General features: G+C 70.6%; 21 protein-coding genes. 11 read left to right on the top strand and 10 right to left on the bottom strand.

Translation table 11 applies throughout. The features are described from left to right. From J5F18_RS09850 to J5F18_RS09825, 6 genes are all read left to right on the top strand, one after another. A partial coding sequence (locus J5F18_RS09850; RefSeq protein WP_346302060.1) for a hypothetical protein occupies window positions 1-504 on the top strand: 504 nt, incomplete at its 5' end. Beyond that, window positions 501-1253 (top strand): DUF3307 domain-containing protein, encoded by a 753-nt coding sequence (locus J5F18_RS09845; RefSeq protein ID WP_346302059.1) that lies wholly within the window; start codon window positions 501-503, stop codon window positions 1251-1253. The genes J5F18_RS09850 and J5F18_RS09845, both read left to right, overlap by 4 nt. 2 nt (window positions 1254-1255) lie before the next feature. Further along, window positions 1256-2356: an N-acetylmuramoyl-L-alanine amidase gene (locus J5F18_RS09840; RefSeq protein WP_346302058.1), complete on the top strand. Its 1101-nt coding sequence runs from the start codon at window positions 1256-1258 to the stop codon at window positions 2354-2356. Then, the gene (locus J5F18_RS09835) at window positions 2338-2931 is read left to right on the top strand and encodes a GNAT family N-acetyltransferase (RefSeq protein ID WP_346302057.1); all 594 of its coding nucleotides are present in this window, start codon (window positions 2338-2340) and stop codon (window positions 2929-2931) included. The genes J5F18_RS09840 and J5F18_RS09835 overlap by 19 nt, the downstream gene beginning before the upstream one ends. 102 nt (window positions 2932-3033) lie before the next feature. Beyond that, window positions 3034-4755 (top strand): proline--tRNA ligase, encoded by a 1722-nt coding sequence (locus J5F18_RS09830; protein ID WP_346302056.1) that lies wholly within the window; start codon window positions 3034-3036, stop codon window positions 4753-4755. A 202-nt stretch (window positions 4756-4957) separates the two neighbouring features. Beyond that, entirely contained in the window at window positions 4958-5419 is a 462-nt protein-coding gene (locus tag J5F18_RS09825) for a lytic transglycosylase domain-containing protein (protein ID WP_346302209.1), read from the top strand. A gap of 91 nt (window positions 5420-5510) precedes the next feature. On the opposite strand, the gene ccoM is transcribed toward J5F18_RS09825, so the two are convergent. The 3 genes from ccoM to rfaH all read right to left on the bottom strand — a co-directional run bounded on the left by ccoM (window position 5511) and on the right by rfaH (window position 6870). Further along, complete coding sequence (ccoM, locus tag J5F18_RS09820; RefSeq protein ID WP_346302055.1) at window positions 5511-5624, bottom strand: cytochrome c oxidase subunit CcoM; 114 nt, start codon at window positions 5622-5624, stop codon at window positions 5511-5513. Window positions 5625-5751: 127 nt separating this feature from the next. Then, window positions 5752-6261 (bottom strand): peptidylprolyl isomerase, encoded by a 510-nt coding sequence (locus J5F18_RS09815; RefSeq protein ID WP_346302054.1) that lies wholly within the window; start codon window positions 6259-6261, stop codon window positions 5752-5754. Window positions 6262-6333: 72 nt separating this feature from the next. Next, window positions 6334-6870, bottom strand: coding sequence for a transcription/translation regulatory transformer protein RfaH (rfaH, locus tag J5F18_RS09810; RefSeq protein ID WP_346302053.1), 537 nt, complete (start codon window positions 6868-6870; stop codon window positions 6334-6336). A gap of 146 nt (window positions 6871-7016) precedes the next feature. Between rfaH and J5F18_RS09805 the strand changes: the two genes are divergently transcribed. Further along, window positions 7017-8396, top strand: coding sequence for an MFS transporter (locus J5F18_RS09805; RefSeq protein WP_346302052.1), 1380 nt, complete (start codon window positions 7017-7019; stop codon window positions 8394-8396). 24 nt (window positions 8397-8420) lie between these two features. On the opposite strand, the gene J5F18_RS09800 is transcribed toward J5F18_RS09805, so the two are convergent. After that, entirely contained in the window at window positions 8421-10250 is a 1830-nt protein-coding gene (locus J5F18_RS09800) for an SEC-C domain-containing protein (RefSeq protein WP_346302051.1), read from the bottom strand. A gap of 121 nt (window positions 10251-10371) precedes the next feature. Continuing rightward, complete coding sequence (locus J5F18_RS09795; protein ID WP_346302050.1) at window positions 10372-11616, bottom strand: AarF/ABC1/UbiB kinase family protein; 1245 nt, start codon at window positions 11614-11616, stop codon at window positions 10372-10374. A 126-nt stretch (window positions 11617-11742) separates the two neighbouring features. Here J5F18_RS09795 and J5F18_RS09790 point away from each other — a divergent pair, with 126 nt between their 5' ends. The 3 genes from J5F18_RS09790 (at window position 11743) to J5F18_RS09780 (ending at window position 15304) form a co-directional block, all read left to right on the top strand. Beyond that, entirely contained in the window at window positions 11743-13680 is a 1938-nt protein-coding gene (locus tag J5F18_RS09790; protein WP_346302049.1) for a DNA topoisomerase III, read from the top strand. Next, complete coding sequence (locus J5F18_RS09785) at window positions 13677-14651, top strand: 2-dehydropantoate 2-reductase (protein ID WP_346302048.1); 975 nt, start codon at window positions 13677-13679, stop codon at window positions 14649-14651. Before J5F18_RS09790 ends, J5F18_RS09785 begins: the two co-directional genes overlap by 4 nt. 86 nt (window positions 14652-14737) lie before the next feature. Beyond that, window positions 14738-15304, top strand: a complete 567-nt coding sequence (locus tag J5F18_RS09780; RefSeq protein ID WP_346302047.1) for a hypothetical protein — start codon at window positions 14738-14740, stop codon at window positions 15302-15304. A 188-nt stretch (window positions 15305-15492) separates the two neighbouring features. On the opposite strand, the gene ppc is transcribed toward J5F18_RS09780, so the two are convergent. From ppc to cysM, 5 genes are read right to left on the bottom strand one after another with little or no spacing between them, the layout of a single operon-like run. Beyond that, entirely contained in the window at window positions 15493-18141 is a 2649-nt protein-coding gene (ppc, locus tag J5F18_RS09775) for a phosphoenolpyruvate carboxylase (RefSeq protein ID WP_346302046.1), read from the bottom strand. Then, a complete protein-coding gene (gene mazG, locus J5F18_RS09770) occupies window positions 18138-19043 on the bottom strand; it encodes a nucleoside triphosphate pyrophosphohydrolase (protein WP_346302045.1) in 906 nt (301 codons plus the stop codon). The genes ppc and mazG overlap by 4 nt, the downstream gene beginning before the upstream one ends. After that, window positions 19040-21340, bottom strand: coding sequence for a GTP diphosphokinase (gene relA / locus J5F18_RS09765; RefSeq protein WP_346302044.1), 2301 nt, complete (start codon window positions 21338-21340; stop codon window positions 19040-19042). Before relA ends, mazG begins: the two co-directional genes overlap by 4 nt. After that, window positions 21333-22781 (bottom strand): RsmD family RNA methyltransferase, encoded by a 1449-nt coding sequence (locus J5F18_RS09760; protein WP_346302043.1) that lies wholly within the window; start codon window positions 22779-22781, stop codon window positions 21333-21335. Before J5F18_RS09760 ends, relA begins: the two co-directional genes overlap by 8 nt. A gap of 1 nt (window position 22782) precedes the next feature. Continuing rightward, complete coding sequence (gene cysM / locus J5F18_RS09755) at window positions 22783-23679, bottom strand: cysteine synthase CysM (RefSeq protein WP_346302042.1); 897 nt, start codon at window positions 23677-23679, stop codon at window positions 22783-22785. Between the two features lie 114 nt (window positions 23680-23793). On the opposite strand from cysM, the gene J5F18_RS09750 reads away from it, so the two are divergent. Then, window positions 23794-25947 (top strand): ATP-binding protein (locus J5F18_RS09750; RefSeq protein WP_346302041.1); only part of this gene is annotated, 2154 nt, incomplete at its 3' end.

Below are 25947 nucleotides of genomic sequence, written 5' to 3'. Positions count from 1 at the left end.
CAGATCGCCTTGCCGGCCCCCCGCTACGCCGTGACCGCCGCCGTGCTGCTGCGCGCCGAGTTGATCCGCCGCTCGACCCGCAGCCAGCGCTGGGATGCACGGCTGGCCATCGCCATCGGTCCCGGCACCGGCTGGCAACCGACACAGCGGATCGGCGAGGCCAGCGCCCCCCCCTTCGTGGCCTCTGGCGAGGCCCTGGACCGGCTCAGCGCGGAGCAGCACCTGGCCCTGTGCCTGCCCGATGCCGAGGCGGGCTGCCTCCACCTGCTGATCCGCTATCTCGACGAGATGCTCGACGGCTGGACCCCGGCTGCCGCGGAGGCCGTGGCCGCGCGACTGTGTCATGCTGGGTCCCAGCAGGCCCTGGCCGAACGCCTCGGCATCAGCCAGCCCGCCGTGCACAAGCGCCTGCGCACCGCACGCTGGTCGCTGCTGCAGGAGACCCTGGCCTATCTGGAGCAGCGCTTCTCGTCATCTCTCAGGGAAGAGACCGCCACCCCATGACCACCCCGGAATCCCTGCTGCTCGCCCTGCTGCTGGCCCATCTGACCGGCGACTTCCTGCTCCAGCCCCGCCGCTGGGTCGAGGAGCGCTACCGACTGAAGCACCGCTCACGGGCCCTGCTCGCCCATGCCTCGGTTCACGCTGCGCTGGCCGCCTCGGTCCTGGGCGTCGCCGCCGCGCTGGACCCCGACCGGGGCCTGGCGGCGGTCCTGCTCGGCACCCTGGTCGTGGCGACCAGCCATTGGGCGATCGATCTGGCCAAGGCGCAGCTGCCGCGCGAGTCACTGCGCTGGTTCCTGCTCGACCAGGCGCTGCACCTGGCGGTGCTGTGCCTGCTGTGGCTGGCCTGGATCGACAGCCTGGCGCCGCTCGAGTCGCTCGCTGCCTGGCTGCTCACGCCCGAGGTGCTCGGCGTGGCGGCGGCCTACCTGGTGGTGACGCGACCCTTCTCCCTGGTCATCGCCCTGGTGCTGAAGCGCTGGAGCGACCAGCTCGAGAGCACCGGCACCCTGGCCCAGGCCGGCGCCCGCATCGGCATTCTGGAGCGCTTCCTGGTCCTGACGCTGGTGCTGCTCGACCAGTTGACGGCGGTGGGTTTCCTGCTCGCCGCCAAGTCGGTGCTGCGCTTCGGCGACCTGCGCGAGGCCCAGGACCGCAAGCTCACCGAATACGTGCTGCTGGGCACCCTGCTCAGCGTGGCCACCACCCTGGTGCTGGGCCTGACGATCCGGATGCTGCTGGAGGGCTGACGATGCCGCGACGCTGCCTGACCGCCCTGGCATGCGCCCTGCTGCTGGCCGCCTGTGCGGCGCCGGACCACCTGGAGCGCCGCGACGGCTATGTGGTGGATCACTCTCATGTGGCACCGTCCCACAACAGTCGGGTGCGCCACCTGGTGATCCACTACACCGACGTGGACGAGGCCGAGTCGCTGGCCGTGCTCACCGGACCCCATGTCAGCGCCCACTATGTCCTGCCGCTGCCGGCCCGGGAGCACGACGGGGCGCCCCTGGTCTTCCAGCTGGTGGACGAGTCGCGCCGCGCCTGGCATGCCGGGGCCAGCGCCTGGAAGAACCGCACCCACCTCAACGACACCTCCATCGGCATCGAGATCGTCAATCTGGGACCGGACCGCCCCTTTGCCGAGGTGGAGGCGCTGCTGGACGCGGATCCGCACGCGCCGCTGGAGATCGCCTGGGCACCTTACCCCGACGCCCAGATCGAGGCGCTGATCGCCCTGGCCCGCGATCTCATCGCACGCCACGCCATCCACCCCACCGACGTGGTGGCCCACTCCGACATCGCCCCGACCCGCAAGATCGACCCGGGCCCGGCCTTTCCCTGGCGCCGTCTCCACGAGGCCGGCATCGGCGTCTGGCCCGAGGAGGCCACCGTGGACCGTTACCGGGCACGCTTCGAGGCAGCGCCGCCGACCCTCGCCACCCTGCAGGCCGCGCTGGCCGCCTGGGGCTATCCGCTGACCGCCAGCGGTGAGCTCGATACCCAAACCCGCGCCGTACTGCGCGCCTTCCAGATGCGCTTCCGCCCGGCCGACTACCGCGGTCGGCCGGATGCCGAGACGGCCGCCCTGCTCTGGGCCCTGCTGGAAGGCTACCGCCCCTCGGCGCTGAGCCGAGGGGGGATCAGGCCTCGCCGTCGACCGCGAGGCCGTGACGCAGAGGAATGGGCATGGGACAGCGGGTCTCCGGAGGCGTGGGGAAAGGTCGCGTCCAGGCATTGTCGGGGACGACGACGCTGGGCAGAATCGCCGGAAGTCTACCACAGCCCTTTGGAACCCAAGGCCGCCATCAGCCACGACCAGGAGAGCCCACCATGGACGCGATCCGACTGACCACCTGCCAGGGCCAGGCCATCGCCCCCCACCTGGATGCCCTCGCCGAGCTGCGTATCCGGGTGTTCCGCGACTTCCCCTACCTCTACGACGGCGACCTCGCCTACGAGGCGGACTACCTGCGGCGCTACGCCGAGTGCCCGGCGAGCCTCTTCGTGCTGGCCTTCGACGGCGACGCCCTGGTGGGTGCCGCCACCGGCATGCCGCTGGCCGAGGACCTGGCCGAGTTCCGCGCCCCCTTCGAGGCCCAGGGCATTCCCGTGGAAGAGGTCTTCTACTACGGCGAATCGGTGCTGCTGCCCGACTATCGCGGCCACGGCATCGGCAAGGCCTTCATGGCCGAGCGCGAGGCGCATGCGCAGCGGGAAGGCTTCAAGACCGTGGCCTTCTGTGCGGTGGAGCGCCCCGAGGATCACCCGCACAGGCCCCGGGACTACGTGCCGCTGCACGGCTTCTGGCGCTCCCGGGGCTACGCGCGCCACCCGGAGCTCGCCACCACCTTCCACTGGAAGGACCTGGGAGAGGCCGAGGAGAGCGACAAGCCCATGGTGTTCTGGCTAAAGTCGCTGGGTTGAAGAGCACGCTTTTGCCGCGCCTGACGCTTGGCCGTACAATGCGCCCATTCGCCGTCACCGCGGCGGCCTGCCCCCTTTGCCGACCGAGGAACTCCCGGACCCATGCGCGCCACTCAACTGCTGATCGCCACCCTCAAGGAAACCCCCGCCGACGCCGAGGTCGTCAGCCACCAGCTGATGCTGCGCGCGGGCATGATCCGTCGCCTCACCTCGGGGCTCTACACCTGGCTGCCGGTGGGCCTGCGCACGCTGCGCAAGGTGGAGCGCATCGTGCGCGAGGAGATGGACCGTGCCGGCGCCCAGGAGGTGCTGATGCCGGCGGTGCAACCGGCCGAGTTGTGGCAGGAGTCCGGCCGCTGGGAGCAGTACGGCCCGGAGCTGCTGCGTCTCAAGGACCGCCACGATCGCGACTACTGCGTGGGCCCCACCCATGAGGAGGTGATCACCGACCTGGTACGCCGCGAGATCGCCAGCTACAAGCAGCTGCCGGCCAACTTCTACCAGATCCAGACCAAGTTCCGCGACGAGATCCGCCCGCGCTTCGGGGTGATGCGCTCCCGCGAGTTCATCATGAAGGACGCCTACTCCTTCCACGTCGACGAGGCCTCCCTGCGGGAGACCTACCAGGCGATGTACGACGCCTACACGCGCATCTTCACCCGCCTGGGCCTGGACTTCCGCCCGGTGCTGGCCGATACCGGCGCCATCGGCGGCGACAATTCCCACGAGTTCCACGTGCTGGCCGACTCCGGCGAGGACGCCATCGCCTTCTCCACCGAGTCCGACTACGCGGCCAACATCGAGAAGGCCGAGGCGCTGCCGGCGCCGCTGGGCAGCGAGCCGCAGCGCCCCGCCCCCGGCGAGGAGCTGCGCCTGGTCGACACCCCCCATGCCAAGACCATCGCCGCCCTGGTGGAGCAGCACGGCCTGCCCATCGAGAAGACCCTCAAGACCCTGATGGTGCGGGCCCGCGAGGGCGGCCTGATCGCCCTGCTGGTGCGCGGTGACCACGAGCTCAATACCATCAAGGCCGAGCACCTCCCCGAGGTGGCCACGCCCCTGACCATGGCCACGGAAGAGGAGATCCGCGCCGCGGTGGGCGCCGGGCCCGGCTCCCTGGGGCCGGTGGGCCTCACGATGCCGATCATCGTGGATCGCAGCGTGGCGCTGATGAGCGATTTCGGCGCCGGCGCCAACCTCGACGGCAAGCACTACTTCGGCATCAACTGGGAGCGCGACGTCGCACTGCCCAGGGTCGCCGACCTGCGCAACGTGGTGGAGGGCGACCCCTCCCCGGACGGACGCGGTACCCTCGCCCTCAAGCGCGGCATCGAGGTGGGTCACGTCTTCCAGCTGGGCCGCAAGTACAGCGAGGCGATGAACGCCACGGTGCTGGGCGACGAAGGTCGTGCCATCCACCCCTGGATGGGCTGCTATGGTATCGGGGTGACCCGGGTCGTGGCCGCCGCCATCGAGCAGAACCACGACGCGGCCGGCATCGTCTGGCCCGACGCCATCGCCCCCTTCCAGGTCGCGCTGGTGCCGATGAACGCCCACAAGTCCCAGCGGGTACGGGAGGAGTCCGAGGCGCTCTATCGGGCGCTCACCGATGCCGGCCTCGAGGTGCTGCTGGACGACCGCGACCTGCGCCCGGGGGCCAAGTTCGCTGATCACGAGCTGATGGGCCTGCCCCATCGCCTGGTGGTCGGCGACCGCGGCCTGGACAAGGGGGAACTGGAATACAAGGGACGCCGTGACAGTGACGCCACCATGGTACCGGCAGGGGAGATCCTCGACTTCCTGCTCCAGCGGATCAACCGCTGACCGACGCACCGCGCGCCGGGCCTCGGCCCTGCTCGCCGCCCTCTGCCTCGCCGCCGTCCCGGCGGCGAGCGCCGACGACACCTTCCTCGCCGCGCTGGAGGCCAGCCCTCGCCCGCTGCTGGTGCAGCCGCTCCCCCCGCCGCCGGCCTCGCTGCGCACCACCCTGGACGAGTCCCTCAGCGTCCCCCGTGACCCGGCCGCGATCTGGGCGGCACGCCAGTGGTACAACGCCATGGAGGCGCCGCTGTCGCGCTTCGTCAAGGATGCGGCCTTGCGCGAGGAGCTGCTGCAGCGCGTCTATCTGGAAGCCCGCCTGGCCAACCTGCCGCCGGAGCTGGTGCTGGCGGTGATCCAGGTGGAGAGCGCCTTCCGGGCCGACGCCATCTCCTCGGCCGGGGCGGTGGGCCTGATGCAGATCATGCCGTTCTGGATTCGCGAGCTGGGCCTGCCCGCCGATGATCTCAAGGACCCCTGGCGCAACCTGCGCTACGGCTGCACGATCCTGGCCCACTACCTGGCGGTCGAGCGCGGCGACTTCACCCGGGCGCTCGCCCGCTACAACGGCAGCCTCGGCCGGACCTGGTACCCGGAACGGGTGATGCGTGCCTGGCAGCGCCACTGGCGGGCGCCGAGCGGCAGCGAACGGGTCACCGTCCAGCGCTGACCGGCGATCAAATAAAAAAAGCCGACCCAGGTGGGTCGGCTACCGGGGGGATGACTCCCCCCTCCCCTGACGACTCGTTGCGATGGCTGGCTCAGTGCTTCTTCTTGCGATGGTCGCGAATGACGAAGCCAACCCATCCACCCATGAAGGCGATCATCATCGCGACGGTGACCAACCCGAAGATTACGGCGTCATCCCAGTACATGTTGGTGTCCTCCCGTCTCGATCTGTTGGAAGGACTTTAGCCCGGCAGCGCCGGAAAAAACCTGACCTGCATCAATTTCAACACCAAGGCCTGTCGGGGGCGGGTCGAAACTTGATACAGGTCAGTTTTACAGCACCTTCTTGTCTTCCACCGCGGTGTGATCGGTGTCCGGGGGCAGCGGATGCCCCTTGGCGAGCTCGGCACGGGTGGCATCGCGTACCTCGAGCACCTCCAGGCGGTAATGCAGGGTCCGGCCGGCCAGCGGGTGGTTGGTATCGATCAGCACGCCGTCGTTGCGCACCTCGAGCACGGTGACGACCTGGGGACCCGCTTCGCCCGGGGTCTGGAAGCGCATGCCCGGCGCCAGGTCCTCCACCGGGAAGGCACCGCGGCCCACCTCGCGCACCAGGGCCTCGTCGCGCAGGCCGTAGGCCTCCGCCGGCATCAGGGTCACGGAGAGTTCGGCGCCCACCGACCGACCGTCCAGGGCGCGCTCGAGGCCCTCGACGATGTTGTGGTGGCCGTGCAGGTACTCCAGCGGCTGCCGGCGGGCGCGGGAGTCGTCGAGTACCTCGCCGGCGGCGGTATCGGTCAGCACATAGTGCAGGGTCACGACCCGCTGCGGGGCGATCGTCATGGCAGTCTCCTCGGGAACGAAAAGGGTTTCGGGTGGCAAAGGGCCCACGGCGGCGGAAGGGCCCCGACGGGCTCAGCCGCGCCGCAGCTGGGCCACCGGCACTTCCAGGCGCTGCTGGCGGTGCAGCAGGTCGAGCAGCACGATGGCGCGCTCCTCGCCCTTGTGGCTGGCGAAGACCGCCTGCAGGTCCTTGAAGGGCCCCTCGGTGATGGTGACCGGCTCGCCGGTGCGGAAGTAGAGGTTGGCGGTGGCGTCGTCGCGCTCGCGGCCGTGCTCGCGCAGGGTGGCGATCAGCGCATCGCTCACCGCCACCGGCATGTCGCCGAAGCCGACCAGCCTGAGCACGCCTCGGGTCGAGCGGATCGGTCGCCAGTTGCTCACCAACCGGTCGAGGCGGATGAACAGGTAGTGGGGGAAGAGCGGCTCGTTGACCCACTCCAGCTTGCCGCGGCGCTTCTTCTGCACCTCCAGCACCGGGTGGAACACCTCGTAGGCCTGGTTGACCAGGTGCTCGGCGGCACGGAAGGACTCCCCGCCCTTGCACTGGATCACGTACCAGCGAGGCAGGGCCTCGTCGCCGGGGGCAAGGGTCGCATCAATGTCGTTCATGGGACTCCTGACGGGGAAGACTGGACGCTGGTATCGGCGCCGGCGCTCTGCAACAATCGGCCCGATACCCGGATTCTACCATCGATGGTGACCGCCTGTGATGGCACGCCGCCATCCCGGGCGGCATGCAAGGAGTGCCTTTTCCGATGCCAAGCCCCCTGCCCAGCCCCGCTGCGCATCGCAGCTGGCGCGACGCCCTGGCGATCTACCTGCGCGCGCCGGTGATCACCATGCTGTTCCTCGGCTTCTCCGCCGGGCTGCCCTTCCTGCTGGTGTTCTCCACGCTCTCGGCCTGGCTACGCAGCGACGGCGTGGAGGTGGCCGCCATCGGCTTCTTCTCCTGGATCGGCATCCTCTATTCGATCAAGTTCTTCTGGGCCCCGGTGGTGGACCGCCTGGCCCTGCCCTGGCTGACCCGCACCTTCGGCCAGCGCCGCGGATGGATGCTGCTCGCCCAGGCGATGATCGCCGCGGGCCTGATCGGCCTGGCGAGCCTCGACCCGCGGCAGAACCTGGCACTGGTGGCGGCCTTCGCCCTGCTGGTGGCCTTCGGCTCGGCGACCCAGGACATCGCCATCGACGCCTTCCGCATCGAGTCGGCGCCGGACGACATCCAGGCGGCCATGGCCTCCACCTACATCATCGGCTACCGCGGGGGCCTGCTGGCCGCCGGTGCCGGGGCCCTCTACGTGGCCTCCTGGCTCTCCTGGGAGGCGGCCTACCTGACCATGGCGGCGCTGGTGGGCATCGGCGTGATCACCGTGCTGGTACGCCCGGAGCCCGCGCGGCTGTCGCTCAATACCCAGCTGATCCACGAGCCGCGGGTGCGCGCATTCCTGCGCGCCAGCCGCGGCAAGCCGCGCCAGCTGCGTCGCCTGGGCGCCTGGATGATCGGCGCGGTGGTCTGCCCCTTCACCGACTTCTTCAGCCGCCATCGCCTCAAGGCGCTGTGGCTGCTGGTGTTCATCGCGGTGTTCCGGATCAGCGACCTGGCCATGGCCTCCATGGCCAACCCGCTCTATATCGACCTGGGGTTCTCGCTGGCCACCATCGCCAACGTCACCAACGTCTTCGGCATCGCCATGAGCGTGAGCGGGGGCATCCTCGGCGGGCTACTGGTGGCGCGCTACGGCATCGGGCCGATCCTGGTGCTGGGGGCGGCGGCCGCCACACTCACCAACCTGCTGTTCGCCGCCCTGGCGCTGGCCGGTCAGAGCCTGCCGATGCTGGTGATGGCGATCATCGGCGACAACCTGGCCAACGGCCTGGCCAGCGCGGTGTTTATCGCCTTTCTCTCCAGTCTTACGTCACGGGCCTATACCGCGACCCAGTACGCGCTCTTCTCGTCGCTGATGACCCTGCCCGGCAAGTTCCTCAGCGGCTTCGGCGGGCTGGTGGTGGCCGCCGAGGGCTACGCCACCTTCTTCGTGATCGCCACGGCCCTGGGCCTGCCGGCCATCGCGCTGGCGATCTGGATCAGCCGCGACCGCGAGCTGGTGCCGCCGCCCGCCCCCCGGGCGGCCTAGGGCGGTCCGGGGCCAGCCGCAGGCTCAAGCCGGCAGCTGCGCCTGCAGCCAGGCCAGTGCGCCCGGGGTGGCGCGCCACTGGTCGCGCATCAGGGTGCGGTACTGCCAGGCCTCGGCCCGGGAGCCCGGCTCGGCGACCCCGTCGCCCCCGGCCGCCGGCACCGGGCGCGGCTGATCGTCACACAGCATCGCCACGGCATGGGCGTTGTGGCGACGGGCCTCCTCCAGGGCCTCCAGGGCCTCCCCCAGGCGCTCGAGGCGGACCAGCGCCAGGGTGCGCCCCAGCAGCAGGCCCAGCGCCGCCTCACCCAGCGCCTCGCCCTCCGGCGGCTGGCTGACCGCCAGCGCCTCGCGGTCACGGCCGTCGCGCAGCAGCTGGTCCAGCACCAGTTCGCGCAGTCCCAGGCTGTCCTGGTCGTCCAGCGCCAGCAGGCGCTCGGCGAGCTGCCGGGAACGCTGGCGCGCGCCGCGCTCCATGCCCACCACCAGCGCCAGGCCGGCACGTAGCAGCTGGGCGTTGTCGGCATCGTCCCAGGCCAGGGTGCCGGGCCCCTCGGCGGCGACCTGCTCGAGCCAGCGCTCCAGCCGCTCGGCCAGCGGCACGAAGAGGCTCGGCGCCATCCACGGCAGGCTGCCGAAGCGGGTGGTGAGGGCCAGGGTCAGCCCCTCCACCACCGCCGGGGCGTCGAGCCATTCGGGGTGGGCACAGAGCTCGCCCAGCCACTCCCCCGCCACCGGCCAGGGATCGCCCTCCAGCCCCAGCGCCGCGTCGCCGGCCGCCTCCGCCGGGAAATGGTCGCGCCAGGCCGCCAGCAGGGCCGCCTCGCGCTCGCTCTGGTGGTACTCCAGGCGGCCCTCGGCGGAGCGGGTCACGGCGATGCGCGGGGCCGTGGGCAGCGCCTCGAGCAGGGCCTGCAGCGAGGCCATCGGCTCGGCCAGGTCCTCCTCGGCGTTGAGCAGCTGGTCGGCCAGGGTGGCCCCGGGATTCTCGGCCAGGTCGGCCAGGAACTGCAGCTGGTCGGGGTCGAGCTCCCCCTGGCGGGCCAGGCGGCGGAACCAGAAGCGTGCCCGCTCGGCGGCCTCCGCCTCATGCCCCTCGTGGAGCAGCAGCATGGCCTCGATGTAGGCCAGGGTGGGCGAGTCCGGGAGCGCCTGCTGGGCGCGCACGAAGGCGCCCCGGGCGCTGTCCAGGTCGTCGGCATCCAGGTGCATCAGGCAGAGGCGCTCCAGGGCCACCCCGCGCAGGAAGAGCGGGCCATGCTCGAGGACCGCGTCGAGCAGCGCCTCGCGCTTGCGGTGGAAGCCACGCTCCTGGTAGAGGTCGAGGAGGATCTCGAAGGCGGGCTCGGCCTGCTCCGGCAGCCGCGACCAGTCGCCGCGCTCGAACAGGGACTCGAGGATCTGCTGGGCGCGCCCGCGCTGGCCGGTCTCGGCGGCGATCAGCCCCGCCTCCAGCAGCGCCTGGGCCGGGGCGCGGCCGCTCTCGAGGGCAGCCCTGAGGGTATCGCCCTTCCACTCGCGCAGCGAGAGCATCCACATCAGGTGGCCGGGCACCGGGCCCGGCAGGCGCACGGCCCCGCAGCACTGCTTGGTCTTGCGTCCGGAGTCGCACCAGCAGGGCTCGTTGCGGCCCGGGCGCGCCAGGGATTCGGCGGCGAATCCGAGGCGCACCAGAGGCGTCTGGGACCACAGCTCCGGCGCCAGCGCCTGGGCCATGGCCAGGTTGCCGCCGAGCAGCGTCGGCCCCTCCTTGCGGGCCCAGGCCATCAGCGTCGGGTAGCGTTCGTCATGGCGAATCACCTTGAGCGCTCCCGAGGCAAATCCCAGCAGCTGTTCGACCCATACCGCCAGCATGGCACTCTCCACCGTCCGGAAAACGGCACAGTCTACCAGCCCGCCCGGGCCCTTGGCAGCCGGCCAGCGCCTCGCCGGGTGTGGCTATCAGGAGTGAGGGGCGCCGCCATCTTCAACAACGCTATCCTCGCGCCCAGGCCAGCAGCGGCCGGGTGCGGGCCTGCATGTCGAGGCGGGCGCCCAGCCGCACCAGGTTCCAGTAGTGGCCGTTGAGGGTACGCGACAGCATAAGAGTATCGGCGGGCGGCTGCAGGCGATCCATGGCGGCCCAGACCTTCGGCGTCAGGTCGCGCAGCCGGCGGTGCACACGCACGTCGGAGAAGTCCTGAACCCCGGGGGCGAAGAGCGGCGCCACCGCCTCGGCGGACTCCCGGTAGAGCGCCAGGGGCGCCCCCTGGCCCTGGCGGCCGCCCAGCTTCAGCAGCGCCGCGTCCATGGCCATGGGGTCGCCGGCCAGAGTGGCCTCGAGCAGCTGCATCATGGCCTTGAGGCGCGCTTCGGGCACCGGGATCACCGCGCCCAGGTCGTAGATCACCAGCCGGCCCTGCTCATCGACGGCGAAGTTGCCGGCGTGGGGGTCGGCGTGGAGTTCGCCGTGGGTGAAGAGCTCCTCGGTGATCCAGTCGGCCAGGGTCTCGGCCACGCCCTGGCGCAGCGCGTCGTCCCCCTGCTCCAGTTCGCGCAGCGGGGTACCGGGCACGTAGCGCATGGCCAGCACCCTGGGGCCGGAGAGCGCGGGCAGCGGCTCGGGGATCACCAGGCCCGCCAGGTGCGCATAGCGCGCCCGGTAGCGGGCCAGGGCGCAGGCCTCGGCATGGTAGTCCAGTTCGCCGCGCAGGCTCGCCGCCAGCTCCTCGAAGAGCGCATCGAGGCGCACCTGGGGGACCTTGAGCCAGCGCCCCAGGCGCATCAGCCGGCGTACCTGGACCAGGTCGCTCTCCAGCACCTCGGCCAGCCCCGGGTACTGCACCTTGAGCACCAGGGTCTCGCCGTCGTGGGTCACGGCGCGGTGCACCTGTCCCATGGAGGCGCTGGCGAAGGGGCGCTGCTCGATCTCGCGAAAGGTCGCGTCGAGGTCGCCATACTGCTCCACCAGGCTGGCGCGAATGCTCGGCCAGGGCATGGGTTCGGCCTGGCGCTGCAGGCGGGCAAGCTCCGCGGCCAGGTCGGGGGGCAGCAGGTCATCCCACTGGGCCATGATCTGGGCCAGCTTCATGGCCGGCCCCTTCAGCTCCGAGAGGCCCTCGAACAGCGCCTCGCCCAGCGCCCGCCAGTCCGCCTGGCCGCCCAGCCGGGTACGGATCAGGGCGCCACCGGTTCGCGCCCCCAGCCCCAGCAGCCGCCGGGTCCTGCCTCGTTCGCGCATGCCATCGCTCCGCTCGCTTGACGGGGTACAGTGATACAAGAATTGTACACCACATATGACCAGTGACACCTGGCCAGCGCGGCCACCGACTGAAAGAATATCCCCCACCCTGCCGAAGAGCCCGCCATGCGCTTGATCATCGCCGAGAAACCCAGCCTGGCCCGCGCCATCGCCGCGGCCCTGCCCGGCTCGTCCCGCCAGCAGGAGGGGGCCCTGACGGTGGGCGAGACGACCGTGACCTGGTGCCTGGGCCACCTGCTGGAGCAGGCGCCCCCGGATGCCTACGACCCGGCCCTGAAGCAGTGGCGCCTCGACGCCCTGCCGATCCTGCCCGACCGCTGGAAGCTCACGCCGCGCCCGAAGGCGCGCGGCCAGCTGGCGGTGATCCGCCGGCTGCTCAAGGGCGCCCGGGAGGTGGTGCATGCCGGCGACCCCGACCGCGAGGGCCAGCTGCTGGTCCAGGAGGTGATCGAACACCTGGGCTGGAAGGGGCCCGTCTCGCGACTGCTGGTCAGCGACCTCAACCGCCCGGCGGTGCAGCGCGCCCTCGCACGCCTGGAGGACAACGCCCGCTACCAGCCCCTCTATCGTGCCGCCGAGTCCCGGGCCCGGGCCGACTGGCTCTACGGCATCAACCTGACCCGCGCCTGGACGCTGATCGGCCGCCAGGCGGGCCACGACGGCGTGCTCTCGGTGGGCCGGGTGCAGACCCCGGTGCTGGGCCTGGTGGTGCGCCGCGACGCCGAGATCCGCGACTTCGTGCCCCGGCCCTTCTACGCCCTCTGGGTGGAGCTGGCGGTCGCCCGGGGCAGGCTGCGCGCCTGGTGGGCACCGGGCGAGGAGCATCCGCTGGACGACCAGGGTCGGCTGCTGAATCGTGCCCCCGCCGCCACCCTGGCCGAGCGGCTGCCCGGCGCCGAGGGGCGGCTGGTACGCCTGGAGAGCCAGCAGAAGCGCCAGCCCGCCCCGCTGCCCTATTCGCTCTCGGCGCTGCAGGTGGACGCCGCGCGCCGCCATGGCCTCTCCGCCAAGGCGGTGCTGGACACCTGCCAGGCCCTCTACGAGCGTCACCGGCTGATCACCTACCCGCGCTCCGACTGCCGCTACCTGCCCCAGGAGCACCATGCCGCCGCCCGGGCCACCCTGGAAGGCGCCTGCCGGGCGGACGACACCCTGCGCGGGTGGCTGGCCGACGCCGACTTCTCGCAGCGCTCACGGGCCTGGAACGACCAGCAGGTCGGTGCCCACCATGCGCTGGCCCCCACCGGACGGCCCATGGATCCCGCGCGCCTCTCCGCCACCGAGGCCAACGTCTTCCGGCTGATCGCCCGCAACGTCCTGGCCCAGTTCTATCCGGCGCTGGTCACCCGGGAGGTGAAGGCGGAGTTCCGGATCCTCGACGAGGCCTTCCGCGCCCGAGGCCAGGAGATTCTCGAGGCGGGCTGGAAGCCGCTGTTCACCACCCGCGACGAGGCGCCGCCGCTACCGCCGCTCACCGAAGGCGAGGGGTGTCGGGTCGGCGAGGCGGGCGTGGAGGATCGCGAGACCCGCCCGCCGGAGCCCTTCACCGATGCCAGCCTGATCAAGGCAATGATGAATATCGCCCGCTATGTGGAAGACCCGGCGGTGAAGCGCACCCTGCGCGAGCACGACGGACTGGGCACCGAGGCGACCCGTGCCGGCATCCTCGAGACCCTGGTGGAGCGCGGCTATCTGGTGCGCCGGGGCAAGGCGCTGCGCGCCACCCGCCTGGGCAGCGCCCTGATCGCCTCGCTGCCCGACGCCGCCGGGCGCCCGGAGCGCACCGCCCTGTGGGAGCAGCGCCTGACGGGGATCGCCGAGGCGGGCGCCGACCCCGCCCCCTTCCTCGGCGACCTGGTGTGCGACCTGCGCGACCTGCTGGGCAGCGCCGACGCCGGCCGGCTGGCCGAGGCGCTGCGCAGCGCCCGGGGCGAGGAGGCTTCCGCCCCGACCCGGCGCCGTACCAGCGCCCCGCGCCGGCGGAGCGCCTCGGGACCGAGCCAGCCGCGGCGCCGCGCCCCCCGCAAGCGGGGCCCCGCATGACCCGGCGGGAGGCCCACTGGATCGTCGGTCCCGGCGCCCTGGGCCGGCTGATCGGCCTGCGCCTGGCCACCCACCGGGCACCCGCCGTCTCGGTGACCCTGGTGGGGCGTCGCCGTCTGTCCCGCGAGCAGGTTCTGGTCACCCCGGAGGGCGAGAGGCTGGCCGCGCGGGTGACGACCGCCAGCCTCGACGCCCTGCCGGGGGGCGCCCCGGACCGGCTGCACCTGACCACCAAGGCCTACGCGGCCGAGGCGGCCTACGCATCCCTGGCCCCCCACCTGCCCCCGGGCACGCCGCTGGTGCTGTGGCAGAACGGCTTCGGCTGCCAACCCCGGCTGAGCCAACGCCATGAGGGCCCGGTGCTGTGCGCCACCACCACCGAGGGTGCCTATCTCGAGGAGCAGGCCGCGGGCGATGCCCGGGTGGTGCACGCCGGCCACGGCGAGACGCTGGTCGGGAGCCTGGACGGCCACCACGCCGAGCTGGCCGACGAGCTGGCCGCTACTCTCACCGCCGCCGGCCTGCCCACCCGGGCGGTCGGCGACATCCGCCAGCGGCTGTGGCAGAAGCTCGCGGTCAATGCCGCCATCAACCCGCTGGTGGCACGCTTCCGGATCCGCAACGGCCAGCTGCGCGATCGCCCCTTCCGGCCCTTGGTGGAGGCGATCATCGACGAGGTGGCGGCGATCCTCGCCGCCGAGGGCATTGCCCCTCCCGGGGTCGAGGGGGGCGAGAGTGCCGGAGGGCTCGAGGGCTGGCGCGCCCTGGTCTGGCGGGTGGTGGCCGGCACGGCCAACAACCGCGCCTCCATGCTGCAGGACGTGCTGGCCGGACGCCCCACCGAGCACGAGGCGATCCTCGGGCCGCTGCTGGCCGCCGCCGACGGCCACCACCTGCCGACCCCGCGCCTGGCCGAGCTGGCGGCCTGGCTGCGCTCCCGCGACCTGGCGCAGGCCGGGCGCGCTTGCTAGGCTGGGAGGATACCAACGACTCGCCCTGCGGCTCTTCCGCCTCCCTCTACCCGGCTCCCACGGGCCGCAGCGCAAGGACCGGGATCATGAAAACGGGTTCTGCCTTAGCGCCCCTGCTGGCCTGCCTTGCCATCGCCGCAGCCCCCTTGGTCGCGGCCGACGCCTCCCCCGCCTTCACCGGCCAGGACAGCGAGCTGATGCGCCTCGACAACGGCCTGGTGATCGAGGGGCGCGATATCGACACGCCCGACGGCTACACCGCCGGTTTCCGGCTCATCGCCGGCTTCACCCCGCTGCGCCTGCCCCGGCTCGACCTGGGCGCCGAGTTCGCCTATCGGGAAAGCGACGAGGTGCCCACGCGCCTGGGCGATCAGAGCCTGCTGGTCAACTCCGTCAGCCTGGGCGGGAGCCTGATGGCCGGCGTGCGGCTCGGCCAGTTGGGCCTCTATGTCAAGTCGGGCATCGCCGGCTGGGAGGGCGATGCCGTCATCCCCCAGGACGCCCTGAACACGGCGGGCACCACCCGGGTCACGGGGCTCGGCGCCCGCCTGCAGCTCGACCGCGTGATCAGTCGCCTGGAGTTCGAGGAGTTCAACGCCCCGGACATGGCCCATCACAACCTGCTCAGCGCTTCGCTGCACTTTCCGTTCTAGGAGCAAGGAGCAAGGAACAAGGTGTCCATACAGGCACAAGCCACAAGGGGTTTCCTTGTCGCTTGTGCCTTGTCGCTTGATGCTGGCCGAAGGCCTTAGCCGGTATTACGTAGCCCCGCAGGCTAATGCCCGCGGGGTTCCTTGTATCTTGCCCCTCGCTCCTTGTTCCTCCCGGGCGAAGCCCGGGCCTACCCCGTATTACGCAGCCCCGCGGCGATGCCGGCCATGGTCACCATCAGCGCCCGGGAGAGGTCGGCGCTGATCGCCCCGTCGGCGTCGCGGTTGCGCTGCAGCAGCTCGGCCTGCAGGCCATGCAGCGGGTCGATGTAGGGGTTGCGCACCTCGATGGCCTGGCGGATCAGCGGGGTCTTCTCCAGCAGCTCCTGCTGTTCGAGGATCCCCAGCACCACCTCGTGGAGGCGACCGAAGCGCTCGCGCAGCTGCCGGCCCAGCGCCTTGAGCGCCGGTTCGTCCACCAGGCGGTGCTCATAGTAGGCGGCGATGCCGACATCGGCCTTGGCCAGCAGCATCTCCAGCATGTCCAGGTAGGTGCCGAAGAAGGGCCACTGGTCGCGCATCTCCTGCATCACCTCGAGGCCGCCCCCCTCCTCCAGGCGCGTGGCGAAGGCCTCGCCGCTGCCCAGCCAGGCCGGCAGCATCAGCCGGATCTGGGTCCAGGCGAAGATCCAGGGAATGGCGCGCAGGGTCTCCACCCCGCCGTCCTGGCGGCGCTTGGTGGGTCGCGAGCCCAGCGGTAACCGACCCAGGGAGCCCTCCGGGGTCACCGCCCGGAAGTAGGGCACGAAATCGGGATCCTCGCGGACTACCCCCACGTAGGCGCGATGAGCCAACTCGGCCAGGCGATCCATCTCCTCCCGCCAGCGGGGCTGGGGCGCCGGGGGCGGCAGCAGGGTCGCCTCCAGTACCGCACAGGCATAGATCTCCATGGAGCGCAGGGCGATCTCCGGCTGGCCGAACTTGAAGCGGATCATCTCGCCCTGCTCGGTTACCCGCAGGCTACCGTTCACCGAGCCCGGCGGCTGGGAGAGGATGGCGGCGTGGGCCGGGCCGCCGCCGCGGCCCACGGTGCCACCGCGGCCGTGGAACAGGGTGAGATTGACGCCATGGCGCTCGCATACCTCCACCAGGGTCTCCTGGGCGCGGTACTGGGCCCAGGCGGCGGCCAGCTGGCCAGCATCCTTGGCCGAGTCGGAGTAGCCGATCATCACCTCCTGGCGATCCCCGGTCAGCGTCCGATAGCCCGGCAGGGCGAGCAGGCGGTCGATCACCTCACCGGCGCGATTGAGGTCGTTCAGGGTCTCGAAGAGCGGCGCGATGGGCAGCTTGACCTCGCCACCCACCTCCTTCATCAGCAGCGCCACGGCCAGCACGTCAGAAGGAGCTCCGGCCATGGAGATAACGTAGGTGCCCAAGGCCTCGGCCTGCTCGCTGGCGATCACCCGGAAGGTGTCGATCACCTCCCGGGACTCCGTCGAGCATTCCCAGCGCCGCGGAATCAAGGGACGCCGAGAGGCGAGCTCCTCGAGCAGGAAGGCCTGGCGCTGCTCCTCGCTCCAGTCACGGTAGTGGCCGATGCCCAGGCCGTCGGTGAGTTCCTCCATCACCTGGGCGTGACGCCCCGCCTCCTGGCGGATATCGAGCTTGGTCAGGGTCACGCCGAACACCGCCACCCGCCGCAGGGTATCGAGCAGGGCGCCGTTGGCGATGGTATCCAGGCCCACGTCGCACAGCGAGCGATAGCAGGTGAGCAGCGGCGCGAACAGCTGGTCGCGGCTCTCGATGACCGGACCGTCGTCGAAGGGCTTGCCATCGAGGCTCGCCTTGGCCCAATCCCGCGTCGCCTCCACCTTGGTCACCAGGCGCTTGAGCAGCTCCCGGTAAGGCTCGGCGACCTCTCCCACCTCGGCCCGGAGCGCGCTGTTGGCCTTCCACATGGAGAGTTCGGCCTTGAGCTGCTCGAGATCGCGCAGATAGAGGTCGGCGGCCATCCAGCGGCCCAGCAGCAGCACCTCACGGGTGACCCGGGAGGTGACGTTGGGGTTGCCATCGCGATCGCCACCCATCCAGGAGGCATAGCGGATCGGGGCAACGTCCAACGGCAGTCGCTCGCCGGCGCTTTCCAGGAGCAGGTTGTCCAGGTCGCGGTGAAAGTCGGGCACCGCCTGCCACAGCGAATTTTCGATCACTGCGAAGCCCCATTTGGCCTCGTCCACCGGGGTCGGGCGCTCGTGGCGGATCTCGTCGGTGTGCCAAGCCTGGCTGATCAGCTCCTCCAGACGCCCCTTGGCCCGGGCACCGCGCTCCGCATGGTCACTGGAAGACTCGATGGCCGTCAGGCACTCATCGATGGCGTCATACTTCTGGATCAGGGTGCGGCGAATGACCTCGGTGGGGTGAGCGGTGAGCACCAGTTCGACGCGCATGGCCGACAGCGTCTCCACCAGCCGTCGCGGCGCGTTGCCTGCAGCCCGTGCCCGCTCGAGCAGCTCGGCAAGCACCGGCTGGCTGCCGGGGCGAGAGTCTTCCACGCGGCGGAAGCGCGCCCGGTAGTGTTGCTCGGCGATGTTGGCCAGGTTGAGAAACTGGTTGAAGGCGCGAGTCACTGGCAGCAGGTCCTGGTCCGGAAGGCGGCGCAGGAAGTCGATCAGCTCGCGCTGGGCGGTCTCGTCGCCCTGGCGCCCACGCTTGGCGAAGCCGCGGATGGTCTCGATCTTGTCGACGAAGCCGCGGCCCAGGTCATCGGCGATGGTACGCCCGAGGCTGTCGCCCAGGATACGGACGTTGTCGCGCAGCGATTCGTGCAGGTCGTAGCTCATGGCCGTGTCTCTCCGGGAGCCTCCCCGCCCGGGGCGGGAGAGGACATGGATGGGGAATCGGGGGTAGCGCACTCGGCGGCCTTGGCCGCCTGCCAGTAGCGCTCCATGGCATCGAGGCCAGCGTCGGGCAGGGCCAGGCCCTCGTCGGACAGGGCCGCCTCGAGGTAGCGGAAGCGCCGCTCGAACTTGGCATTGGTGGCGCGCAGGCAGCGCTCGGGATCGGCCTTGAGGGCGCGGGCAAGGTTGGTCACCGCAAACAACAGGTCTCCCACCTCCTCGGCGGCATGGTCGTTGTCGCCGTCGATCAGCGCCTCCTCGACCTCATCGAGCTCCTCGCGGATCTTGGCGATCACGCCACCGGCGTCGGGCCAGTCGAAACCGACCCGCGCGGCACGCTTGGAGAGCTTGGCCGCGCGCGACAGGGCCGGCAGGGTGCGCGGCACGTCGTCGAGCACCGAGTGCGGCGCGTCGTCGGACGCCCGGGCGGCGCGCTCCTCGGCCTTGAGGCTCTCCCATCGCGAGTGCACCTGGCGGCTCTCGATCGCCTCGGCACTCACCCCGGGGGGGCGCCGCGAGGCCAGGGTGCCATCGGGGAACACATGGGGGTGCCGGTGCAACATCTTGGCGGTCAGGGCATGGACCACGTCATGGAAGTCGAAGCGACCCTCCTCGGCGGCGAACTGCGCGTAGTAGACCACCTGGAACAGCAGGTCGCCGAGCTCGCCGGGCAGTTCGTCGAAGGCGCGCCGTTCGATGGCGTCAGCCACCTCGTAGGCCTCCTCGAGAGTGTGGGGCACGATGGAATCCCATGCCTGCATGAGATCCCAGGGACAGCCCTGATCGGGGTCGCGCAGCACCGCCATCAGGGTCAGCAGGTCGTCGAGGTCGTGACGCTGGCTCATGCGCCCTTCTCCCTGCCCCTTGCCTTGCTCTGGCCCTTGCCCTTGCCGGGGCCGCCGCCACTGCGCAGGCGACGCACCTCGATGACGTTGGGGAGCTGCTGGATGCGCGAGAAGAGCCGCCCCAGGGTCTCCAGCCCATCGACCTCGACGGTGATCGCCATGCGGGCGATGCCTTCGTCGGTATTGGTCAGAGTGTTGACCGCCAGCACGTTGACCTTCTCGTTGCCGAGCACGCCGGTGACGTCGCGCAGCAGGCCGGAGCGGTCCCAGGCCTGCACCTCGATGTTGACCGGGTACTGAGTGCGGGCCCGCTCGCCCCATTCGACCTCGATGATGCGCTGGGGCTCCTCGAGGCGCAGCTGCAGGATATTGGGACACTCCTGGCGATGCACGGTGACCCCACGTCCCTGGGTGATGAAGCCGACGATGGGTTCTCCCGGCACCGGATGGCAGCAGTTGGCCATGCTGGTCTTGAGATTGCCGACACCCAGCACCGTGATATCGCTCTGCCCGCTCTTGTTCGGCGAGCGCTTCGGCTTGGCCAGCAGGCGATCGAGCCGCTCCTGATCGTCGTGCTCGCCGAACAGCTGCTGGGCCTGGTGCAGCACCTGGCCGATGCGCAGATCACCAGCGCCCAGGGCTGCATACATGTCGTCGGGCGTCTGGTAGTTGACCTTGCGCGCCAGGGTCTCGAGGTCCATGTCTTCGAGGTCGAGGCGCTTCATCTCGCGCTCGAAGAGGACGCGTCCCTCCTCCAGGTTCTGGTCGCGAGCCTGATGCTTGAACCAGGCCTGGATCTTGGCCCGGGCTCGGGAGGTGCGCACATAGCCAAGGTTGGGGTTGAGCCAATCGCGGCTCGGCCCGCCCTTGCTGGCGGTGAGGATCTCCACCTGCTGACCGGTCTTGAGCTTGTAGGTCAGCGGCACGATGCGACCGTTGACCTTGGCCCCCCGGCAGCGATGGCCCACCTCGGTGTGCACCCGGTAGGCAAAGTCGATGGGCGTGGCCACACGCGGCAGGTCGATGACGTGGCCATCGGGCGTGAAGACGTAGATGCGGTCCGGTGCCACGTCGCTGTTGAGCCCCTCGCGCAGGTCGCCGAAGTCGCCGACCTCCTCCTGCCACTCGAGCACCTGACGCAGCCAGGCGATCTTCTCCTCGTAGCTGGTGCTCTTGGCCTTGGTGTCGTGGCCCTTGTAGCGCCAGTGGGCACAGACCCCGAGTTCGGCCTCCTCGTGCATGGCGAAGGTACGGATCTGGATTTCCAGCACCTTGTTCTCGGGACCGAGCACCGCGGTATGCAGCGACTGGTAGCCATTCTTCTTCGGGTTGGCGATATAGTCATCGAACTCGTTGGGCACGTGGTGCCAGCGCGAGTGAACGAGCCCGAGTGCGGTGTAGCAATCGGCCACCTCGGGCACCAGGATGCGCACCGCGCGGATATCATGCACCTGGGAGAAATCGATGCGCTTGCGCTTCATCTTTCGCCAGATCGAGTAGATGTGCTTGGCGCGGCCGTCGACGTCGTAGCGGGTGATGCCCTGGGCCTCGAGCATCTCCTTCAGCGTATCCACCACCTCGGCTATATAGAGGTCGCGATCCAGGCGCTTCTCGGCCAGCTGGCGGGCAATCGCCTTGTAGTCGTCCTCGTGGAGGTAGCGGAAGGAGAGATCCTCCAGCTCCCACTTGAGATGGCCGATGCCGAGCCGGTGGGCCAGGGGGGCATAGATATCGAATACCTCCCGAGCCACCCGCAGCTGCTTCTCGCGAGGGGCGTCCTTGACCTGGCGCAGGGCGCAGGTGCGTTCGGCGATCTTGATCAGCGCCACGCGTACGTCGTCGATCATGGTCACCAGCATCTTGCGCAGGTTGTCCTGCTGGTCATGCTGGCTCATGTCATGGCTGGGCTGCTGGGAGGCGCCGATCGCCGCCATCTGCAGCACGCCCTCGATCAGCGCGGCGACCTCCCGGCCGAACTGCTTGTCGATCGCCTGGAGACCGATCAGTCCCTCGCGCACCGCGCGGTAGAGCACGGCGGACTCCAGCGCCGCCTGGTCGAGCTTGAGCTCGCCGAGGATGTCGGCCATCTCCAGACCCATGCGAAAGCTCGAGCCATCGACCAGCCAGCGGCGATAGGGCCGGTCGGACTCGTGATCCAGGCGCTCGGCCAGCCGGCACGCCTCGCGCAGCCTGTCGGGGGCGCGCAGCTTGACATCCTCCTGCAGCCGCTCGATCCAGCGATCGATATCGACCCGCCCCGTGTCGGTCAGGGGCTGCTCCTCACGGACTTTAACCATCGGGTGACGCTCCTTGCCGCTGCTGCCCGATCCGCGAGTGCTCGAACAGCAGCATCGATTCCAGGTGTGATGTATGCACGAACATGTCGGCCACGGCGAGCCGCACGGGCCGGTAACCACCATGCACAAGGTGTGCCGCATCCCGGGCCAAGGTTGCCGCGTCGCAGGCGACATAGAGCACCCTGGCCACCGGCGTGGCGACCAGGGCCCGGCAGGCCGACTCGGCCCCGGCGCGGGGCGGGTCGAGCACCACGACCTCGGCTCCCTTTTCCTGGAGCAGGTCCGTGACCGCGGCCTCCCGACTCAGGTCGGCCTGGCGCGCCACGACCGGCAGGCGATTGGCGTGAGCGTTGTCGGCCAGCCGTTCGACCATGGCCGGGCTGCCCTCCACCGCGGTGACCCGTGCCCCCGCCGAGGCCAGCGGCAGGCTGAAATTGCCGACGCCGGCGAACAGGTCCAGCAGCGACGCGCCCTCGAGATCCCCCAGCCACGCCAGCGCGGTGCTGACCATCAGGCGGTTGACCTCGCCGTTGGCCTGCAGGAAGTCCCCCGGGGCGAAGCCGAGCGTCAGCTCATCGGCGGCGGGCCGCGCGGCCGGCACCCGGCAGCTTAGCGCCGGGGCCGGCGTCAACCATTCCAGGGCTGGGCTCTCGCGCCCGCCCAGCCAGGCCAGGTGCAGCTCATGGTCTGCGGCGAAGGCCTGCCAGCGCGCGCGGTCCGCGGCGTGCTCCTTGAGCTGGCGCACCACCAGCACTGGCCCCGGGTCACTGTCGAGCAGCTCCAGGTGCCCCACCAGACGAGGCGCCGCCAGCGTCGCCACACAGCGGTGCAGCGGGGCCAGCAGCGCCGCCAGGGAAGGCACCAGGATGGGGCAGTCCTCGATATCCACCAGGCGATGGCTGTGGCGGGCACGGAAGCCCAGATGAACCCGGCCCTCGGCGTCTACCTTGACTCCCAGCCGGGCGCGGCGCCGGTAGCCGACAGGCGCCCCGGCCAGCAGTTCGGGCTCGGCCGCAACCTCGATGCCTTGGCGGGCCAGCAGGTCGACCAGCACGGTTTGCTTGTGGCGGCGCTGGGCGGGCACGGCCATGTGCTGGAGGTCGCAGCCGCCGCAGCGGCCGAAGTGGGCGCAGGGCGGCGTGACTCGCTCTGGCGAGGGCGCAAAAATCTCGCGCACATGGCCCTCGTCGAAGCGCTTTCGGGTACGATGTAACGCCACCGCGACCCGTTCCCCGGCCAGGGCGCCCTCGACGAACAGTGCCTTGCCGGCGGCGTCATGGGCCAGCCCGCGGCCGTCGTGGGCCAGCCGCTCGACGGTGACGCCCGACAGCTCGTCGTCGCGGCGACCGCCGACGCTGGCGCCCCGGGGGGCCTGGCGGCCCTGGAGGCCTGAGACGCCGGAGCGCTCCCGACGCGGCCTCCGCTTGCCCAGCATCGCCATCTCAGGCCTCCGGGTCGAACAAGCCGGTGGAGAGATAGCGGTCGCCGCGGTCGCAGACGATGAACACGATCACCGCATTCTCCACCTCCTCGGCGACGCGCAGGGCACCGGCCAGGGCCCCACCGGAGGAGACGCCCGCCAGGATGCCCTCCTCCCGGGCTAGCCGGCGCATGTGCGCCTCGGCCTCGTGCTGACCAATGTCCAGCACCCGATCGACCCGGCTGGCATCGAAGATGCGCGGCAGATACTCCGGCGGCCAGCGCCGGATACCGGCGATGCTGGCGCCGTCCTCGGGCTGCAGGCCGATGATCTGCACCTCGGGATTGCGCTCCTTGAGCGCCTTCGAAACGCCCATGATGGTGCCGGTGGTGCCCATGGAGCTGACGAAGTGGGTCACCTGGCCGCCGGTCTGCGCCCAGATCTCGGGGCCGGTGCCGCGATAGTGGGCCAGAGGGTTGTCCGGATTGGCGAACTGGTCCAGGCGCTTGCCTTCGCCGCGGGCCAACATGGCCTCGGCCACGTCGCGAGCCTCCTCCATGCCGCCAGCCTTGCTGACGGTGATCAGCTCTGCGCCAAAGGCGGCCATGGCCTGCTTGCGCTCCTCGGAGGCGCTCTCTGGCATGATCAGCACCATGCGGTAGCCCTTGATGGCCGCCGCCATGGCCAGCGCGATGCCGGTGTTGCCGGAGGTCGCTTCCACCAGGGTATCACCGGGGCGGATCTCGCCCCGCGCCTCGGCCTGCTCGAGCATGGAGAGCGCCGGGCGATCCTTCACCGAACCCGCCGGGTTGTTGCCCTCGAGCTTGGCCAGCAGCACGTTGTTGCGGCCGGCGGTGATACGCTTGAGGCGGACCAGCGGCGTGTTGCCGACGACCTCCTCGATGGTGGGAAAATGCATGCAACCTTCCTTGTGGAAACGTGTTTTCCCCATTATATCCGCGCCGCCCCGGGGTGGACAGGCATGCCCCCGGCCTGTGTCATACTGGAGGCAGCCCACTTCAGAGAGCCCCCGATGTCCTTGAAGTTCCGCCTGCTGCTGTCGATCCTGGTACTGCCCTGGCTGCTGATGGTGCTGTTTGCCGCCGTGACCCTGACGCTGCATCGTACGCAGCAGGAAGCGCTGCTGCAGGAGCGCCTGACGCATGCCGTGGACCTGCTGGCCCCAAGCCTCGGCGAGGCAGCCGCGGACGGCGACCCGGTTCGTCTGGAGGCCGCGGCCGCACGCCTGCTGCAGCTCGAGGAGGTGCGTGCCCTGGGCATCATGTCCCAGGACGATGAGCTGCCCCTGCAGTTGGGCAGGCTGAGGGGCCTCCCCGAGGCGCCCCGGGATGGCGAGCGGCACCTGGAGCGGCATCAGGGCGAGTGGCGGCTGCAGGCCCCGCTGCCCGGGGAGCCCCCCGTCTGGCTGGTGCTCGACGTGGACGCCGGCCCGCTGGTGCTGGAGCACTACCGCCAGCTGGGGATCACCGGCCTGCTGCTGGCTCTCGCCGCGCTGCTGCTGGGGGGTTTGGCCGGCGCGACCCACCGGCGCCTCCAAGCACCGCTGAGGGGGGTGGATGACGCCCTGTCCTGCCTGGCGCGTGGCGAGAGCCCGCCGCCGCTGCCGGCCTCGCCTAAGGAGCTTGCCGGCCTGAGCGAGCGGGTCAACGCCCTGAGCGAACACCTGGCAGAGGCCCGCGTCGAGCTGCAGCGACAGATGGAGCAGGCCACCGCCGAGCTTCAGGAGTCCATGGAGACCATCGAGGTCCAGAACATCGAGCTGGATATCGCCCATCGCCGCGCCGTGGAAGCCAACCGCGTCAAGTCGGAGTTCCTGGCCAACATGAGCCACGAGATCCGCACGCCCCTCAACGGCATCGTCGGCTTCTGCCGCCTGCTCGGCCGCTCGCGCCTGGAACCACGCCAGCGTGAATGGCTCGAGCACGTGCAGCGGGCCTGCAACAACCTGCTGGTGCTGGTCAACGACGTCCTCGACTTCTCCAAGCTGGAGGCCGGACGCCTGGAGCTGGAGCGCCTCCCGCTGGACATGGTCACCCTGGTCGATGAGGTTCTCGGCCTGCAGGCCCCGCTGGCCCACCAGAAGGGGCTGCAACTGCTGGGCCTGGTGTATGACGACGTCCCCTCGCCGCTCACCGGCGACCCGATGCGCCTCCAGCAGGTGCTCACCAACCTGGTGCACAATGCCGTGAAGTTCACCGATCATGGCGAGGTGGTGGTGAGGGTGATGATGGAGCAGGCCAACCCCGGGCGGGTGACCCTGCGCATCAGCGTCAGCGACACCGGGATCGGACTCGCTCCGGAGCATCAACGCCGGCTCTTCCAGGCCTTCCACCAGGCCGAGGCGAGCCACTCTCGGCAGTTCGGCGGCAGCGGGCTCGGCTTGACCATCTGCCGCCAGCTGGTCGAGCAGATGGGTGGCGAGATCGGCGTGGAGAGCCAGCCCGGTGTGGGCACCACCTTCTCCTTCCTGCTCCCACTGGAGGGCCACGAGGGCGCCGAGCGCCTTCCGGAGCTCAGGCTCGACGGCCAGACGGTGCTGATCGAGGAGCCCCACCCCGCCACCCGACGCGCGCTGCGTCACCTCTTCTCGCGCTGGGGAGCCCGGCCCGCGTCGGGCGCCGACGAGCTGCCGAAGGGAGGTGCCCCGGCCCTGCTGGTGGCCAGCCTGTGCGACAGCCAGTCGCCCGGTGAATCGGCCGAGTGGCAGCAGCGCCTGGCGTCCCTGGAGTGCCCGGCCCTGCTGCTGGTCAATGCCTGCCTCCTGGAGCAGCCCGGCCCGCCATTGCCCCATGGCGGCGAGCTGCTCGGCAAGCCGGTGGCCCGGGCCACCCTGGCGGCGGCAGTCGGTCGCCTGCTGGGGGGCAGAGCTGACAGGGCCACTGTCGCCCCTGCCCCGCCTCGCGGCGAGCTCAGCGCCCCCCTGCGCCTGCTGGCGGTGGATGACACCGAATCGAATCGGCTGCTGCTGCGCGAACTGCTGCAGGGGCCCGGGATCGTGGTGACGCCGGCGGCCAGCGGCGAGGAGGCCCTGGCCCTGGCGCAGCGCCAGCCCTACGACCTGGTGCTGATGGACATCCGCATGCCCGGCATGGACGGGGTCGAGACCACCCGGGCGCTGCGCCGCCTGGGCGGCGCCTGGCGCGGCACCCCGATCGTGGCCGTGACC

The organism is Halomonas sp. BM-2019 (genome assembly GCF_017584085.1).
This window is presented reverse-complemented; position numbering and strand designations above follow the sequence as displayed.

Bases quoted from the DNA above. Each gene is read 5' to 3' on its own strand.
- J5F18_RS09845 (WP_346302059.1), top strand. From the start codon at position 501: ATGACCACCCCGGAATCCCTGCTGCTCGCCCTGCTGCTGGCCCATCTG.
- J5F18_RS09840 (WP_346302058.1), top strand. From the start codon at position 1,256: ATGCCGCGACGCTGCCTGACCGCCCTGGCATGCGCCCTGCTGCTGGCC.
- J5F18_RS09835 (WP_346302057.1), top strand. From the start codon at position 2,338: ATGGACGCGATCCGACTGACCACCTGCCAGGGCCAGGCCATCGCCCCC.
- J5F18_RS09830 (WP_346302056.1), top strand. From the start codon at position 3,034: ATGCGCGCCACTCAACTGCTGATCGCCACCCTCAAGGAAACCCCCGCC.
- ccoM (WP_346302055.1), bottom strand. From the start codon at position 5,624: ATGTACTGGGATGACGCCGTAATCTTCGGGTTGGTCACCGTCGCGATG.
- J5F18_RS09815 (WP_346302054.1), bottom strand. From the start codon at position 6,261: ATGACGATCGCCCCGCAGCGGGTCGTGACCCTGCACTATGTGCTGACC.
- rfaH (WP_346302053.1), bottom strand. From the start codon at position 6,870: ATGAACGACATTGATGCGACCCTTGCCCCCGGCGACGAGGCCCTGCCT.
- J5F18_RS09805 (WP_346302052.1), top strand. From the start codon at position 7,017: ATGCCAAGCCCCCTGCCCAGCCCCGCTGCGCATCGCAGCTGGCGCGAC.
- J5F18_RS09800 (WP_346302051.1), bottom strand. From the start codon at position 10,250: ATGCTGGCGGTATGGGTCGAACAGCTGCTGGGATTTGCCTCGGGAGCG.
- J5F18_RS09795 (WP_346302050.1), bottom strand. From the start codon at position 11,616: ATGCGCGAACGAGGCAGGACCCGGCGGCTGCTGGGGCTGGGGGCGCGA.
- J5F18_RS09790 (WP_346302049.1), top strand. From the start codon at position 11,743: ATGCGCTTGATCATCGCCGAGAAACCCAGCCTGGCCCGCGCCATCGCC.
- J5F18_RS09785 (WP_346302048.1), top strand. From the start codon at position 13,677: ATGACCCGGCGGGAGGCCCACTGGATCGTCGGTCCCGGCGCCCTGGGC.
- J5F18_RS09780 (WP_346302047.1), top strand. From the start codon at position 14,738: ATGAAAACGGGTTCTGCCTTAGCGCCCCTGCTGGCCTGCCTTGCCATC.
- ppc (WP_346302046.1), bottom strand. From the start codon at position 18,141: ATGAGCTACGACCTGCACGAATCGCTGCGCGACAACGTCCGTATCCTG.
- mazG (WP_346302045.1), bottom strand. From the start codon at position 19,043: ATGAGCCAGCGTCACGACCTCGACGACCTGCTGACCCTGATGGCGGTG.
- relA (WP_346302044.1), bottom strand. From the start codon at position 21,340: ATGGTTAAAGTCCGTGAGGAGCAGCCCCTGACCGACACGGGGCGGGTC.
- J5F18_RS09760 (WP_346302043.1), bottom strand. From the start codon at position 22,781: ATGGCGATGCTGGGCAAGCGGAGGCCGCGTCGGGAGCGCTCCGGCGTC.
- cysM (WP_346302042.1), bottom strand. From the start codon at position 23,679: ATGCATTTTCCCACCATCGAGGAGGTCGTCGGCAACACGCCGCTGGTC.